General features: G+C 57.4%; 14 protein-coding genes and 1 riboswitch. Of the genes, 11 read left to right on the plus strand and 3 right to left on the minus strand.

Features of this window, described 5'->3' with window-relative positions; genetic code table 11:
• Positions 1 to 37: 37 nt before the first annotated feature.
• The 4 genes from D7024_RS08330 (at position 38) to D7024_RS08345 (ending at position 3,502) form a co-directional block, all read left to right on the plus strand.
• Complete coding sequence (locus D7024_RS08330; protein ID WP_121451369.1) at positions 38 to 619, plus strand: Uma2 family endonuclease; 582 nt, start codon at positions 38 to 40, stop codon at positions 617 to 619.
• 70 nt (positions 620 to 689) lie between these two features.
• A complete protein-coding gene (locus D7024_RS08335; protein WP_125185640.1) occupies positions 690 to 1,046 on the plus strand; it encodes a hypothetical protein in 357 nt (118 codons plus the stop codon).
• Positions 1,047 to 1,138: 92 nt separating this feature from the next.
• A complete protein-coding gene (locus tag D7024_RS08340) occupies positions 1,139 to 1,504 on the plus strand; it encodes a hypothetical protein (protein ID WP_125185641.1) in 366 nt (121 codons plus the stop codon).
• A 114-nt stretch (positions 1,505 to 1,618) separates the two neighbouring features.
• Positions 1,619 to 3,502, plus strand: a complete 1,884-nt coding sequence (locus tag D7024_RS08345; protein ID WP_121451372.1) for a tetratricopeptide repeat protein — start codon at positions 1,619 to 1,621, stop codon at positions 3,500 to 3,502.
• Positions 3,503 to 3,585: 83 nt separating this feature from the next.
• Here the strand turns inward: D7024_RS08345 and mntA are convergent, their stop codons facing one another.
• Positions 3,586 to 4,032: a type VII toxin-antitoxin system MntA family adenylyltransferase antitoxin gene (gene mntA, locus D7024_RS08350; RefSeq protein WP_165859316.1), complete on the minus strand. Its 447-nt coding sequence runs from the start codon at positions 4,030 to 4,032 to the stop codon at positions 3,586 to 3,588.
• 258 nt (positions 4,033 to 4,290) lie between these two features.
• Here mntA and murJ point away from each other — a divergent pair, with 258 nt between their 5' ends.
• Complete coding sequence (gene murJ / locus D7024_RS08355; RefSeq protein WP_279221022.1) at positions 4,291 to 5,895, plus strand: murein biosynthesis integral membrane protein MurJ; 1,605 nt, start codon at positions 4,291 to 4,293, stop codon at positions 5,893 to 5,895.
• A 153-nt stretch (positions 5,896 to 6,048) separates the two neighbouring features.
• On the opposite strand, the gene D7024_RS08360 is transcribed toward murJ, so the two are convergent.
• Positions 6,049 to 7,407: a DUF1015 domain-containing protein gene (locus D7024_RS08360; protein ID WP_121451375.1), complete on the minus strand. Its 1,359-nt coding sequence runs from the start codon at positions 7,405 to 7,407 to the stop codon at positions 6,049 to 6,051.
• Positions 7,400 to 7,747, minus strand: coding sequence for a nucleotide pyrophosphohydrolase (locus D7024_RS08365; RefSeq protein WP_121451376.1), 348 nt, complete (start codon positions 7,745 to 7,747; stop codon positions 7,400 to 7,402). Before D7024_RS08365 ends, D7024_RS08360 begins: the two co-directional genes overlap by 8 nt.
• A gap of 231 nt (positions 7,748 to 7,978) precedes the next feature.
• Between D7024_RS08365 and D7024_RS08370 the strand changes: the two genes are divergently transcribed.
• The 6 genes from D7024_RS08370 to purB all read left to right on the plus strand — a co-directional run bounded on the left by D7024_RS08370 (position 7,979) and on the right by purB (position 15,022).
• Positions 7,979 to 8,680 (plus strand): hypothetical protein, encoded by a 702-nt coding sequence (locus D7024_RS08370; protein WP_121451377.1) that lies wholly within the window; start codon positions 7,979 to 7,981, stop codon positions 8,678 to 8,680.
• 108 nt (positions 8,681 to 8,788) lie between these two features.
• The gene (hpt, locus tag D7024_RS08375; protein WP_121451378.1) at positions 8,789 to 9,352 is read left to right on the plus strand and encodes a hypoxanthine phosphoribosyltransferase; all 564 of its coding nucleotides are present in this window, start codon (positions 8,789 to 8,791) and stop codon (positions 9,350 to 9,352) included.
• A gap of 36 nt (positions 9,353 to 9,388) precedes the next feature.
• On the plus strand, positions 9,389 to 10,933 hold the full coding sequence (guaA, locus tag D7024_RS08380) for a glutamine-hydrolyzing GMP synthase (RefSeq protein ID WP_121451379.1): 1,545 nt from the start codon (positions 9,389 to 9,391) through the stop codon (positions 10,931 to 10,933).
• A gap of 355 nt (positions 10,934 to 11,288) precedes the next feature.
• Positions 11,289 to 11,402: riboswitch (guanidine-I (ykkC/yxkD leader) on the plus strand.
• A gap of 362 nt (positions 11,403 to 11,764) precedes the next feature.
• The gene (locus tag D7024_RS08385; protein ID WP_121451380.1) at positions 11,765 to 13,141 is read left to right on the plus strand and encodes an NCS2 family permease; all 1,377 of its coding nucleotides are present in this window, start codon (positions 11,765 to 11,767) and stop codon (positions 13,139 to 13,141) included.
• 58 nt (positions 13,142 to 13,199) lie between these two features.
• Positions 13,200 to 13,733 (plus strand): 5-(carboxyamino)imidazole ribonucleotide mutase, encoded by a 534-nt coding sequence (gene purE / locus D7024_RS08390; RefSeq protein ID WP_121451381.1) that lies wholly within the window; start codon positions 13,200 to 13,202, stop codon positions 13,731 to 13,733.
• A complete protein-coding gene (gene purB, locus D7024_RS08395; RefSeq protein WP_121451382.1) occupies positions 13,730 to 15,022 on the plus strand; it encodes an adenylosuccinate lyase in 1,293 nt (430 codons plus the stop codon). The genes purE and purB overlap by 4 nt, the downstream gene beginning before the upstream one ends.
• The last annotated feature ends 7 nt before the right edge of the window (positions 15,023 to 15,029 follow it).

Here is a 15,029-nt window from a genome sequence, read left to right on the forward strand (position 1 = left end):
GGGCCTTTTCCCGCAAGCATCCAGGGGGGTGAAATCGATGAAGGCAGCACTTGCAGAGATCGCCGCTGCCGGCGAAAAAAAATACACCTACGCAGACTATTGTAAGCTCCCCGAGGGGGCACCCTACCAGCTCATTGGAGGTGAATTAGTCGTGACGCCTGCACCGGGAACTTACCACCAGACTGTTTTGTTTAACCTGGGATTGGAAATGGGAAATTTTGTGCGGCAGGAAAACCTGGGAAGAGTGCTCTTCGCCCCAGTTGACGTCTACCTCGGTGAAACCGAGACTTACCAGCCGGACATCATCTTTATCGCCCGGGAGAGAATGAATATCATCGAACCGCAGCGGATAAACGGCGCTCCCGACCTGGTGGTGGAAATTCTCTCCCCGGCCACCGCCTATTACGATCTGCGGAAAAAATTCAAGGTTTACGAACGGTGCGGCGTCAAGGAATACTGGATCGTGGACCCGGAAGAAAAATCGGTACAGGTTTTTCTGCTCAAGGAGGACAGGTTCGTCCTCGACCAGGAGGCAGAGCGAACAGGCGAAATTTCATCCCGTGTCCTTTCCGGGTTCACCATTCGTTTGGAAAGTATCTTCGAAGATTGGCCAGGTTAAACCTTCCCTGTTACAGGGCAATTGACTTCCCCACGTTGAGAATCAGTAACCCGCTGGAACCAACCGGAGAATGAGATCAGAAGCGGACTCTCACCCCCCGTATCCTGTGTTCGTGCCCTTAAAAAACGCCGGACTCCTGGAGACCTGGATCAACCTGCTGGAGGAACGGAAGACAGCAGGTAATACAGAGAAAGTAACCGGTTCGGTGAAATCCGTAGTCCTGGGTGAAGATAACCTGCTGGTATTGAACGATTTGAACTGCGAGGATTGCATTTTTCCTCTGGCCTGGGATGCGGTGCTGGTGGGGAAAAGGGCCAAGCAGGATTTCCGCTCCCTCAAACCGGGAGACTTTGTGGAAGTGGAGCTTGACGGCGGCCGGGTAAAGCGGGTTACCCTGCTCGAGGTGAAAAAATCTCGGGTACCGTAGGTACACTCACCGGCAAAACGCTGGGGCTGCTGGGCAGGTCCGGCCAGAAGGGCAATCCGGATCGCTTCGATTACTGGGACCGGGCCAGGATAGTGGACAAGGAAGACCGGCGCGCCGGGGGCGTTATGCGGGGTGACCGGGTGGAAATTACCTACCTCGATCCTGTCCCTGGGGAGATTCAGGACGAACGGGTGCTTCAAATTAAGATAACCTCCCGTCCCGGCCTGAAAAAACAAACGGGCAAACTGCAGGCCATCAAAACAACTGGAGGGACTTACCGCATTGTCCTGGAAAAGGACAAGGAGTATGATGTGGGCCCCGCGGTGAGGGTAACTGACCCTTCGGGCAACAAAATTGCCTTTTCCGACCTGGACCGGTACATCAAATCCCAGGTCGAGCTGTGGCTGGATGGAGCCGGCGTGGTCATGGAAGTCCGGATTACTGCAATCTCTCGTTGAGGAACAGAAATAAAGGACTTCCCGCCGAATTACGACAGGAGTGGAAAATCACGAGGATGATAAGCTCTGGTCTGGTAATATTCAGTTTTTTTAAGGAGGCAATCCAGCGGAATAATGAAGGTCAATAAAGCTGAGGAACTTGTTTCAAAAGGTAGAGCGTTCCTGGAGAAGGGCGACTTCCGGGCTGCGGAAAAAGCGTTTGCTGATGCCCTGAAAGAGGATGAGGCCGTTCCCATACGCAACAACCTGGCGCTGGCCGTCTTCATGGCCGGGGAGCCCACCCGCGCCCTGAAGATTCTTGAGCCGTACCTGGACCTGGAAAAGGGCAATACCATGGCGAATCCCTTTACCTACGCCCTGGCCGCCAGGATTTACTGCGCCCTCGGCCAGGAAGAACAGGCCCGCCGGCATCTGCGGCAGGCCGTACAGAGCTTCGAGGCGGGATTATCGGTACTGGGCCGCCGCCTGGAAAATGTCCCCCACTCCTTCCGTGAGTACACGGTGGCCATCATGCACGCAGCCGCCTGCCTCAGAGATTACCAGCAGGTATACGACCTTTACCGCCGCTGGGAGATTTACCATGTTTCGTGGGAAAACAAATACATGGCGGCGGCGGCCTGTTTCAACCTGGGCCGCTACAAGCAGGCCGCAACCCTGTTTTCCTCCCTGGCACAGGTGCACAGGTCTTTTTCAATGATGCAGCAGGTGGCCTTCCTGGTGGAGTGGGGCGTTATTCCGCCCTTTGAAATAGGTTGCGAGCCTTATCCCCATAAGATAATACAAAAAATGGTCAAAGAGGCTGCAACCAGCGAGGAGGCGCGCCGCAGGTACACGCAGGAAGGTCTTTTCCGCATGGCGCTTCTTTCCGCGCTCCTGGAAGACGAGGGCTCCAAAACGGCTGAACTAGCCGTGCATACACTGGTGTATTACGGCGGCGAATGGGGTGAAAAGCTGGGGCGGCAGGTGCTGGAATACCCCGGGTTTTCCGCTTCCCTGAAAATTGTTGCGGCGGAAGCCCTCACAGCCAGGGGTGTCCTGCGGGAAGACGAACCCATCCCCATGTTTATCGACGGGGAGCGGCGGCTGGTGAAGCTCAAAAAGACCGAGGTAATAATGGAGCCGGACGAGGAACTGGACCGGATAGTGGACCGGGCCCTGCAGCTGAAAAAAGAAGGGCAAATAGACGAAGCCATGAAACTGCTGGAAGACATCTACCAGCAAGGTGAGTTTTACCCCCGGGCTATGTTGGACCTCGCCAATCTGCTGCGCCAGAAGGGCGAGCTGGAGAAAGCCCTAGGTATAATGAAAATACTGGAGGATGTGGACCCGGATAACCCGGTTTTCCTGTTCAACCTTTCCTCGTTGATGCTGCAAATGAGAGAGATAGGGAAAGCCCGCGAATATTTGGACAGGATCGATGATGAGGAATTTAAGAAAGAGTACAACGAAAAGTTTAAAATGCTGGAAAGGGAAATAGAGCGCTATGAAAATGTTGCTCGCTTGCCGGAAATGATTATGCAGGCCTATGAGGAAGACGAGCGCCGGAAAATAGAGGAAAAACCGCTGCCCGTGGACGCCTCCCTTGCCCGGGGATTGAAAAACATGCCCGCCCACTGGCTGGAGGGCGCCTGTATATACTACGGCCTCGAACCAGCGCGGCAGCGCCGTCAGCGGGAGGAGCAGCTGCGGGACTTTCTCTCCCGCCGCGACAACCTGGAAAAGGAAGTGGGGGAACTGGAAGAGGAAGAAAGGGAACTTTTAAAATATCTTTTGCAGCGGGGCGGCTGGAGCCGGTTGAACGCCGTCACCCGCAAATTCGGCTCTATGGAAGGGGACGGTTTTTTCTGGCATGAGCGGGAACCGGAATCTTTTCTGGGCTTCCTGTGGTCCCTGGGCCTGGTGATGGTGGGTAAAGCTGCGCTGGAAGGGCGCCGCGTCAAGATCGCCACAATCCCCCTGGAACTGCGGCAACCCCTGAAGGAAATACTGGGCATATAACATTTAACTTACGTGGGACTGTTCCTCCAGGTCGGAAATGTACTCCATTAACAGTTTGCATTTCTCCCGCAACAATTCACGATCTACCATTTTTCATCTCCCAGTTTTTTTAACCGTATATCCAGGCGCCGCCGGTCGTACCATTGCATGTCCAGGTAGCGGCGGCGTGACCGCACCTCAAAAGCAATGCGGTAGGACCTGTCTTTGTCCACCAGAAGGAGCCCGTATTTGCGCACCTGATGCTGCAATCCGGGGGAAGCTGTTCCGAGGTCGACCACCTGCACAGGGCGCTTGAGCTTTTCTTCCAGGGCAATCTCCATTTCCAGGCGCCGGTCAAAGCGGGCAAATTTGTCCTGCATGGAAGGGGTAAACAGCACCGCTATATCTACGTCACTATCCTGTTTGCCCCGGCCCCGGGCCAGGGAGCCAAACAGGTAGGCCGCCAGCACATCCGGTTGCTGCTCCAGGTACGGAGCAACGGTACTTATAATACTATTGACATCCGGGATTTCTTTTAAGTCAGAACACAAAATGGACACATCCCTTACAAGCTTTACCCCAGGATTACCACTACCTCTGTAGGCGGCTTTTCCCTGACAGACCATGCGGTATCCAGAATAGCAGGTTCTATCCTGCATGATTATTATACCGCACCCTTGACTGACCCAAAAGGGGGAACATTTCGGAAGTACTCCTTGCCCGTCCCATTGCGGACGTGTTATCATTTGAACGTACCCGAATGTTGCCAGAAATCGAGGTGAATTTACGCACTGACTAACCAGGAACGGATCGCCCGGGCCACGGCGCTGGTCATGGGCGCCACCATTTTAAGCAAAATCATGGGATTTGGCCGGGAGGCGGTTTTAGCGGCGGCCTTCGGGGCCAGCGCGGCTACCGATGCTTACCTGGTGGCCATGATCATTCCGGCACTGTTATTTGGCCTGGTGGGCACCACCATTACCACTGTCGGCATTCCCTTTTTCAGCGAGTACATACACCGGCCGGATAAAAGGTCCGAGCTGCCGGTATTGATCTGGACCAGTTTTCACGCCGTCACCGGCGCCCTCCTGGTCATCGCCCTGCTGGGGCTGCCGGCGGCTCCCTGGCTGGTGCGCATCCTGGCCCCGGGATTCACCCCGGAGCAGGCGGCGCTTACCACCCAGCTGGTGCGGGTGTTGCTGCCCATGGTGGTGATCATGGGCATGGTGGGCTGGGCCCAGGGGGTGCTCAATGCCCACCAGCACTTCGCCGCCCCGGCTTTTATGGGCATTCCCTATAATATCATCATGATCGGGGGCATTTTGCTGGCCGGGGCTTACGGGGGCATTGCCGGAGTGGCCTGGGCCACGGTGCTGGCTACGGCAAGCCAGTTTCTCATCCAGGTACCGGCCCTCTACCGGCGGCGTATCACCTACCGCCCGGTCTTTAACTGGCGCCACCCGGCCTTAAAGAAAATGCTCTGGCTGGCCGGGCCGGTGTTGATTGGCGTGGGGGCCAACCAGTTAAACGTGATTGTAGACCGTATGCTGGCTTCAAGCCTGGCCGAAGGCAGCATTTCCGCCCTTAATTACGCCCAGCGGGTTTTAAACCTGCCCCAGGGCCTTTTTGCCATTCCCCTGATTACCGTGCTTTACCCCACCCTGACGGAACGGACGGCCCTTGAGGATTCCACCGGCTTTTTGGCGGGTTTAAGCAGAGGTTTAAGGGTGCTGGCCTTTGTTTTGATTCCCCTGACGGTGGGAATGATGATTTTACGGGAAGACCTGGTGCAGTTTATCTTTCAGCGGGGTGCCTTTGATGCCCGGGATGCCGGCATGACCGCCGTGGCGCTCCTCTTTTACACTCCGGGCCTGCTTTTCCTGATGTGGCGGGAGTTCCTCAACCGGGCCTTTTATGCCCTGCAGGATACCTGGACTCCCATGGGTACGGGTCTGGTGGCCGTGGCCGTTAACATCGTTTTAAACCTGATCCTGGTCCGGTACACCGGCCTGGCCGGGCTGGCCCTGGCCACATCCGCGGCCGCGGGAATTGGCTGCATGCTTTTGTTCTGGCTGCTGCGCCGGCGGCTGGGGCATATTGGCGGGGCAGCCCTGCTGCGGGAAACGGGGCGCATTTTGACGGCCTCAGTAATGATGGGGCTCTTAGTGTGGTGGCTGGATGTACGGGGACTGGCGCTAATGGGCTGGCCCTTCCTGGAAGGCCTGGCGGTGGATTTCCTGGGCAGCGGTGGCGTGACCAGTTTTGTGCTGCAGGGCCTGCGCCTGGGAGCGCTCATCACCTCCGGCGGGTGTTTCTATTTCTTAGGCTGCTGGCTGTTGCAGGTGGGGGAGATGAATTACGCCCTGGAACTGGCCCGGAACATCTTACACCGCCTCCGCCCGGCGGCCCGGTAAAGAACGCACCAACACAGGCGTTTTTGGAGGACAGGCGTTTTTGGAGGTACGTAGCAGGTAGCTTGCACAGCAAGGGAAGTAAACAGGGGCGGCGGCCGTTCCTTCAGCTACGGGGGACGGCCGCCGCCCAACCAGTTTAACAATGAGTTAACATCAAAAAAGCGGATTGATAACCAGACCCGTTATCAGCTTGGGGTAAAAGAAGGTGGATTTCTGGGGCATTTTTTCGCCATTGGCGGCCACTGCCGTGACCTCCTCCACCAGGGTGGGGTTCAGGAAGAAGGCCAGCTGGTATTCGCCTTCGTCCACGGCTTTCAGTGCCCCCGCCTCTTCCCGGGTGTAGGTGAGGTGGCTCTCCCTGGCCCGCTCCGCGCCGCCGATGCCCAAAAGGCGTTCCAGGATCAGGTGGTGCAGCACCGAAACATCCAGCCCCTGCCAGGCGGCGGAATGGCCGTCAGGCATCAGGCGGGGCAACGCCCCTTCATCCCGCAGGGTCAAGAGATACAGGCGCCCCCTGCCGCAGTACAGGCCGAAGGAGTGGCGGTAGGAAAGGGGGCCCGCGCCGGGCCGGGCATCTCCCGTGAAGCCCCCCCGGGCAGCCAGTTCTTTGATGAAACCGGCAAAGTTGCCGTAGCCGGGGGCAAGAGGGAAGACCTCTATCTCAAAATGCTCCTTTATCTTACCCAAAAGTTCATCCACATCCAGACCCTCAACGTTGCGCACCAGGCGGTGGGTCGGCAGCACCACCAGGCCGGGATCGTACAGGTTGACCAGGGTCATCATCACGTAATCATAAGGTCCCGGTTCGGCGGGGTTGCCCTCCTCTTGCCGCATTTCCCGGCTGTAAGCCAGGGCCGTTTCGTAGCGGTGGTGGCCGTCGGCAATGAAAATGCGCCTGCCGGCCATGGCCTGCTGCACCTGCTCGATAACGGCGGGGTCCGTGATCACCCACAGGCGGTGGGCATGGCCGTTTTCATCGGTAAAGTCCAGGTCCGGCGACCGGCCGGCTCGTAGCCGCAAAAGGTTGTCCACGGTCATTTCCGCATCGGCATATAGGCCGAAAATGGGGCTAAAATTGGCCCGGCAGGCCCGCATCAGCGCCAGGCGGTCGGCCTTGTGCTTGGGCAGGGTCTCCTCGTGGGGCAGGACCACGCCCTTCTCATAGGGCTCCAGCTTAACTGCGCAGATCATTCCGCCGCGCACCAGACGTTTCCCACCAACGCTAAATTCCTGTTCGTAAAGATACAGTGCCGGGGATTCTTCCGGTACCAGCACGCCCTTCTCCCGCCAGGCGGTAAAATCGGCTGCCGCCCGGGTGTAACGGTTGTTGCTTTCGTCATCCCCGGGATAGACCTTGCCGTATTCCAGGCGGATGATATTATAGGGGTGGCGGTGGTAATAACCGTCCTGGGCTTTTGCATCAATGACATCGTAGGGCGGGGTCACCAGGTCGGCCAGGGGCCCCACACCGGGGGCGTAGCGCAATCCCCTGAAGGGTTTGATTTCAGCCAATCTCCTCACACTCCTTATTCTCGCTCTTTTTCCTCGTCCAGCGGTCACTGTCCCGCTGCCGGTATTTTTGCATCATACGGCAAAAGGCCTCTTCCAGGTCAATGCCCAGGGAGTTGGCATAACAAACGATAATGAAAAGCACGTCGGCCAGTTCCAGGGCCAGATCCCCCGGGGGTTCCCCGGGTTTTTTCGGTTTCTGGCCGTAGAGATGGTTGACCTCCCGGGCCAGCTCGCCCACTTCTTCAGTCAGGCGGGCCAGCATGGCCAGCGGGTGCCAGTAACCCTCTTCAAACTGGCTGATCCAGCGGTCCACTTCCTGCTGCATTTCCCTGATCTCCACGCCAAACCTCTCCCGTCGTTAAAATACTTCCAAAGCGCCTGCGAGGCTCACCGTAGAACGCGTGCAAACGGCAGGCAATTGGCCTTACCTTTGCCATTATACCCTGCAAGATAGAATGTGAAAAGATCTATTCCCAGATTTCCCTTTGAGAGGGCCATATCTTTCCACTTAATGGTCATATTTTCCCCCACCGGAACATATTGTTTTCACAGCAGGAAGGAGGGAAAAGCCATGGAACCAATGCGCGGGCCGCACTGGTTGATTGTGCGCAAGAAATACCTGCTGGCCATCCTTGGCCTGCTCCTTTTCCTCCTGGCCCTCTGGGGATTATCAGGGGGACTGGCTCCCGAACCAGAGATAGCTCCCGAACAGCTGCTGGCGGAAGCCCTGGAAAAGACGGCAACCAGCAAAAGCTTTCGTTATCAGGTGGAAGCCAGGCTGGGCCAGGACGGCGTACTCAGCCGGGTGGAAGGGGAAAAGGTAGCCCCTGACCGGATTCACATTAAAGGTACCATGTATAACAACCCCGTAGAATTTATCCAGGTAGGAGATACCACCTATATGCGGGATCTCTGGACCAGAAAGTGGCTCAAGCTGCAGGGAAACCGGCTGGCCCAGTCGGAACTTTTTGTGGCTGAATTTAACCCCCTGGGGTTTTTAAAATTCAAAGATGCCCTGGGTGTCCGCTACCGGGGCAAAGAAAAGTTAAAGGAAGGCCAAATGCTGGTGCTGGAATGCCAGCCCCTTTTGGATAATTCCTACCTGGAATTGAAGTATACGGACTACTATTGCAAGTTGTGGATTGATCCCGAAAACCACCGCATTCGCCAGGCCGTTTTGGAGGCCAAAGGACCGGGGAACAAAACGGGCCTCTCCGTGGGCCTGAAGCTGTGGGATTTTGACCGGGAAATGAACATCAACCCGCCGGTATGATTTTCGACAAATAATTGACGCTACCCCGTTTTTCCTTTATTATAAATTAAGGACTTTAAATAACGCGGCATTGCTGCTGCATTTTTTGTTTTCAGGAGTGGTGTTTCTTTGCACGAAGATATGGAAAGGGTGTTAATTGCCGAAGACGAAATTGCCCGGCGGGTACGCGAGCTGGGGGCGGAAATTTCCCGGGACTATGCCGGGAAGGAACTACTGGTGGTTGGCATATTAAAAGGTGCGGTAATCTTTATGGCCGACCTGGTACGCTGCCTGAACATCCCGGTACGCCTGGACTTTATGGCCGTCTCCAGTTACGGTGCTTCCAGCGAGTCCTCAGGGGTAGTGCGCATTTTAAAGGACCTGGAGCAGAACATTGAGGGCCTTGATGTCCTGATCGTTGAAGATATCGTTGATACCGGCCTGACCCTGAACTACCTGCGGGAGAACCTGCTCACCCGGGGGCCGGCCAGTTTAAAAATCTGCACCCTCCTGGACAAGCCCAGCCGGCGCAAAGTAGACGTGCAGGTGGACTACAACGGTTTCGTCATCCCCGATGAATTCGTGGTCGGATACGGCCTGGATTACAACGGCCGCTACCGCCACCTGCGGGATATTCTGATCCTGAAACGACAAGTTTATAGTGGCAAAGAGCAAAGGGAAAACTGTTCTTAATATTTAAGGCAGGAAAACCGGGAGGTTATCCACACCATGTCCGTCCAAGACCAGCAGGAAATGGTCATTGTCCTGGACTTCGGCGGCCAGTACAGCCACCTCATTGCCCGCCGCATCCGGGAGTTGAAAGTATTTTGTGAAATGCTGCCCTACAACACGCCCCTTGATGAAATCAAAAGACATCATCCCCGGGGCATTGTTTTTTCCGGCGGGCCGGCCAGCGTCTACCAGCCTGGAGCTCCCACTGTGGACCCGGCTATTTATGATCTGGGCATCCCCATCCTGGGCATTTGCTACGGCATGCAGTTAATGACCAGGCAGCTGGGGGGAGTGGTTACCCGGGCCGAACATCACGAGTACGGCAAAACGGCCCTGGAAATACTGGATACCCACGACCTTTTCTACGGCTTTGAGCCCATTGAACAATGCTGGATGAGCCACGGCGACCGGGTGGAGGCCCCGCCCCCGGGGTTTCAAGTCATCGCCCGCACGGAACTGGCTCCCGTGGCCGCCATGGCCAACCGGGAGCGCAGGCTTTATGCCGTGCAGTTCCACCCGGAAGTAATACATACCCCCAAGGGCCAGGACATCCTGCGCCATTTCCTTTATGATGTCTGCGGCTGTCAGGGCCGCTGGACCATGGGCTCCTTTATTGAAGAATCCATCAGGGAGATCCGCGCCCGGGTGGGGGACAGGCGCGCCCTCTGTGCCATCAGCGGCGGCGTGGATTCCTCGGTGGCCGCCGTGCTGGTCCACCGGGCCATCGGCGACCAGTTGACCTGCATTTTTGTGGACCACGGCCTGCTGCGCCGGGGCGAGGCCGGGCAGGTGGTCAACATTATTCGGGAACAGTTTCACATCCCCCTGATTCACGTGAACGCCAGCCAGCGGTTCTTGAAACGCCTGGCGGGAGTAACCGACCCGGAACAAAAGCGCAAAATCATTGGTGAGGAATTCATCCGGGTCTTTGAAGAGGAGGCTGCCAGACTGGGACAGGTGGACTTCCTGGTCCAGGGGACCCTTTACCCCGACGTGGTTGAAAGCGGCACAGCCACGGCGGCGGTAATTAAATCTCACCACAATGTGGGCGGCCTGCCCGAAGACATGCAACTGGAACTAATTGAACCCTTGCGCTGGCTTTTCAAGGACGAGGTGCGGGAACTGGGCAAAGAGCTGGGCCTGCCGGAAGAAGTGCTCTGGCGCCAGCCCTTCCCCGGACCGGGACTGGCTGTGCGCATCCTGGGGGAAGTAACCCCGGAAAAACTGGAAATCCTGCGCCATGCCGACGCCATTGTCACGGAGGAAATCCGCCGGGCCGGCCTGCACCGGCAAATCTGGCAGTATTTCGCCGTGCTTCCGGACCTGCGGAGCGTGGGAGTGATGGGTGACGGGCGTACCTACGCCTATACCGTGGCCGTGCGGGCGGTACACAGCCACGACGGCATGACGGCGGACTGGGTGCGCCTGCCCTACGAAGTTCTGGAACGCATATCCAGCCGCATCGTCAACGAAGTGGCGGGCGTAAACCGGGTGGTCTACGACATCACCTCCAAGCCGCCGGCCACCATTGAATGGGAGTGAAATGGCTGAAGTATCCCCGGTTTTTTAAAGCCCCTGTTTTGGCTCGGTAGCGAGCGACTTGAGCTGAGCGGCCAGCCAAACTTGGCGAGGCGAAAAGCGAAGGCAGGCCCGAGGGCATGGATGCCCGAGGCCGGCAACTGAGGCAGGATGCCGAATTTGCCGGGAAGCCTGCCGGAGCTTTGAGCCGAGCAATAGTTTGGCCCGCGAGGCTCACCGGAGCGAGCGGGAGCCAAAACAGGGTAGTTGGAAAGTGGGGATAACTCAGGTGAAATGGTTATTGACAGGCCCGTTCCCGCCTTGCTAAGATACACTTGTAAGGATGGCTATTTTCCTCGATTTCAAGATAAAATTTTCGAGAAAGTGTACCTAGGGTTCCACACCCGGTTTTCAGGGTGGTTCGGTCCGAGCGGTACAGGCCCGGAATTGCAGTTTTCCGGGTTACACCGGCAGGGAGAAAAGCCCAGGCGGTAGGTTTCTCACATTTAACGGAAACCTGCCCGCCTGGGCTGATTGTTTAACCCTTAATTCCGGCGTATATTCAGTAAAACCGATATGACAAGGATGCGGTGCTGTCCGGAGCGAACGACTTGCGAAGCGCCGTTAACAGCACCCGGTGAAGCGAGGCCGCCGGCTCGGCTCTCGAGGACGCAAGATTAGCTAACCGAAATAAAAGTTTCAAACACATTAATTAAGAGTTTACAACGAAGCGCAATTAGTCGCGGGCAATCCGCAGAGAGCCAGAGCCGGCCCGAAGCGAGCCGCGGTGCTGTCGGCGCGAAGCACTGGAGTGAGCGAGGACAGCACCGCATCCAACAAGGAGGAGGGTAAAAATTGCTGGAGAAACTTTTTCAACTGCGCAAGTACCATACCAATGCGCGCACGGAAGTCATTGCCGGACTGACCACCTTTATGACCATGGCCTACATCCTGTTCCTCAATCCCAACATCCTGGCCGCTACCGGCATGGACAAAAACGCCGTCTTTTTTGCCACTGCTGTTAGCGCGGGCCTGGTCACCATTGCCATGGGTCTTCTGGTCAATTACCCCATTGCCCTGGCCCCTGGTATGGGCCTGAATGCCTACTTTGCCGCCGTGGCCGCCCAGCACGTGGGCATGCCCTGGCAGGTGGCCCTGGGTGCGGTATTCATCTCCGGTATCCTATTTGTTCTTCTCACCGTCACCCGGATCCGCCAGCTGCTGGTGGTGGCCGTGCCCAACTCCATCAAACGGGCCATTATTGTGGGCATCGGGCTATTCATCACCATGCTGGGCCTGAAAATGGCCGAATTCATGGTCATCAAAGCGGGCCCGGTGATCCCGCCCACCATGGAGGCGCTCTCCAAATCCGGGGGCATTGCCACCCTGCGTTTCTTTGAGTGGAATATTTTTCTGGGCAGCTTTGCCAACCCGGTTACCCTGCTGGCCCTGATTGGCCTGGTTATAACGGCCCTGTTAATGGCCAGAAGGATCAAGGGGGCCCTGCTGCTTGGCATTATTCTCACCACCCTCATTGGTATCCCCCTGGGCGTTACCCAAATCCCGGCCAACTTCCAGCCCTTTGCCCTGCCCGATTTTTCCCGACTGGCGGTGGGCAAGCTAGATCTGGCCGGGGCGCTGCACATGGGCCTCTGGACGGTAATCTTCACCTTCACTTTTGTAGAGCTCTTTGATACCTTCGGCACCCTGGTGGGCACTGCCGGTAAAGCGGGGCTTCTGGACGAAAACGGCCAGTCCCCCCGCCTGGGCCGGGCCATGCTGGTGGATGCCTGCGGGGTGGCCTTTGGCGCCCTGATGGGCACCAGCACCGTTACCGCCTACATCGAAAGTACCGCCGGCATTGCCGAGGGTGGCCGTACCGGGCTAACGGCCGTAACCACGGGTATTTTGTTCCTCCTGGCTTTGATCCTGGCACCGGTGGCCGGGTTGATTCCGGGCGCGGCCACCGCACCGGCGCTAATCATTGTCGGCCTGCTCATGGCCCAGGCCATCAAGGGTATTGATTTCGAGGACTTTACCGAAGGAATGCCGGCCTTCTTAACCATAGTTTTAATGCCTTTCACCGGCAGCATCGCCAACGGCATTGCCGCCGGGATCATCTTCTACAGCCTGCTTAAACTGGTCAGCGGCCGGGCCCGGGAAGTGCACTGGCTGATGTGGATCCTGACCGTCCTGGTACTGGCCCGCTACCTGTTCCTGGCGGAACACTAAAAGCCCGGAGCGACTTCCGCTACGAGGCATGACAATAATAATTTAAAGAGGTGAAACCATGACCAAACCGCTGGTTGGCATTGTCATGGGCAGCGACTCGGATCTGCCCGTAATGAAAGAGGCCGTGGATATGCTGGAGAAATTCGGCCTGCCCTACGAAGTACGCATTTCCTCCGCCCACCGGGCACCGGAACTGACCGCAGAGTACGCCCGGTCGGCGGTGGAGCGGGGGCTGGCGGTAATCATCGCCGCCGCCGGGGTGGCCGCCCACCTGCCGGGGGTCATTGCCGCCCAAACCCCCCTGCCCGTAATCGGCGTACCTATCAAAAGCGGGCCCTTAAGCGGAGTGGATGCCCTCTACTCCATGGTCCAGATGCCCCCGGGCATTCCCGTGGCCACCGTAGCCATTAACGGTGCCAGAAATGCGGCCATTCTGGCGGCCCAGATCATCGGCGCCACAAACCCGGAAGTGCGGGAAAAGGTCCTGCGCTACAAGGAAGAACTGGCCCGGGCGGTGGAAGAAAGGGCCCGGCGGCTCCAGGAGCTGGGTGTGGCCGGTTATCTTGAACAAATGGGAGGAGCCAGGGGATGATCGAGCGTTACACCCTGCCGGAAATGAAGGCCATCTGGTCCCAGGAGAACAAGTTCCGCAAGTGGCTGGAGGTAGAAATTTACGCCTGCGAGGCCATGGCCGAAATGGGACTCATTCCGGAAGAAGCCTTCAGGCAGATCAGGGAAAAGGCGGACTTCAACGTACGGCGCATTGAAGAAATCGAGGCACAGGTCAACCATGACGTGATTGCCTTTCTCACCTGTGTAGGGGAATATGTGGGTGATGCGGCCAAGTACATCCACATGGGCCTTACCTCCTCCGATGTGCTGGATACGGCCCTGGCGGTACTGATGAAGGAGGCCGGCCAGCAGATCTTAAGGCGCCTGGAGGAGCTGCGGGCAGTGCTTTTGGAGCGGGCCAGGGAGCACCGCTACACCTTGATGATCGGCCGTACCCACGGGGTGCATGCCGAACCCATCACCTTCGGTTTGAAAATGCTTCTCTGGGTGGCAGAGACGGAACGAAATATAGACCGTATGAAGCGGGCCATCGACGTCATCAGTGTCGGAAAAATTTCCGGTGCGGTGGGTACCTACGCCAACATAGATCCCCGGGTGGAAGCCCATGTCTGCCGCCGCCTGGGCCTGCGCCCGGCCCGGATTTCCACCCAGGTGCTTCAGCGGGACCGCCACGCCGAGTTTATGACCACCCTGGCCGTCATCGGCAGCTCCCTGGACAAGTTTGCTACGGAAATCCGCAACCTGCAGCGCACGGACATTCTCGAGGTGGAGGAATACTTTGCCAAAGGGCAGAAGGGCTCCTCGGCCATGCCCCACAAGCGCAACCCCATTACCGCTGAGCGCATCAGCGGGCTGGCCCGGATCCTGCGGGGCAACGCCCTGGCCGCCCTGGAAAACGTAGCCCTGTGGCACGAACGGGATATCTCCCATTCCTCGGTGGAACGGGTAATCATTCCCGACAGCACCATTACCCTGGATTACATGCTCTACAAGATGACGGCTATCATGAAAAATCTCCTGGTTTACCCGGAAAACATGCGCAAAAACCTTGAGCGCACCCACGGCCTGCTCTTCTCCCAGCGGGTGCTCCTGGCCCTGGTGGAAAAAGGCCTGTCCCGGGAACAGGCCTACGAGCTGGTACAGCGCAATGCCATGCGCTCCTGGCGGGAGGGCACCGGCTTTGAGACGCTGTTAAAGGAAGATGCGGACATTACCTCCGTTCTCTCCCCTCAGGAAATTGAATCCCTCTTTAATTACGACTATCACCTGCGCCATGTTGATGACATATACCGGCGTTTCGGCCTCTAAATTTTGC

This window comes from Desulfofundulus salinus (assembly GCF_003627965.1).
GTDB lineage: Bacteria > Bacillota > Desulfotomaculia > Desulfotomaculales > Desulfovirgulaceae > Desulfofundulus > Desulfofundulus salinus.

Excerpts from the sequence above, each read along its gene's own strand:
- D7024_RS08330 (WP_121451369.1), top strand. The coding sequence starts at position 38 with ATGAAGGCAGCACTTGCAGAGATCGCCGCTGCCGGCGAAAAAAAATAC.
- D7024_RS08335 (WP_125185640.1), top strand. The coding sequence starts at position 690 with ATGAGATCAGAAGCGGACTCTCACCCCCCGTATCCTGTGTTCGTGCCC.
- D7024_RS08345 (WP_121451372.1), top strand. The coding sequence starts at position 1,619 with ATGAAGGTCAATAAAGCTGAGGAACTTGTTTCAAAAGGTAGAGCGTTC.
- D7024_RS08370 (WP_121451377.1), top strand. The coding sequence starts at position 7,979 with ATGGAACCAATGCGCGGGCCGCACTGGTTGATTGTGCGCAAGAAATAC.
- guaA (WP_121451379.1), top strand. The coding sequence starts at position 9,389 with ATGTCCGTCCAAGACCAGCAGGAAATGGTCATTGTCCTGGACTTCGGC.
- purE (WP_121451381.1), top strand. The coding sequence starts at position 13,200 with ATGACCAAACCGCTGGTTGGCATTGTCATGGGCAGCGACTCGGATCTG.
- purB (WP_121451382.1), top strand. The coding sequence starts at position 13,730 with ATGATCGAGCGTTACACCCTGCCGGAAATGAAGGCCATCTGGTCCCAG.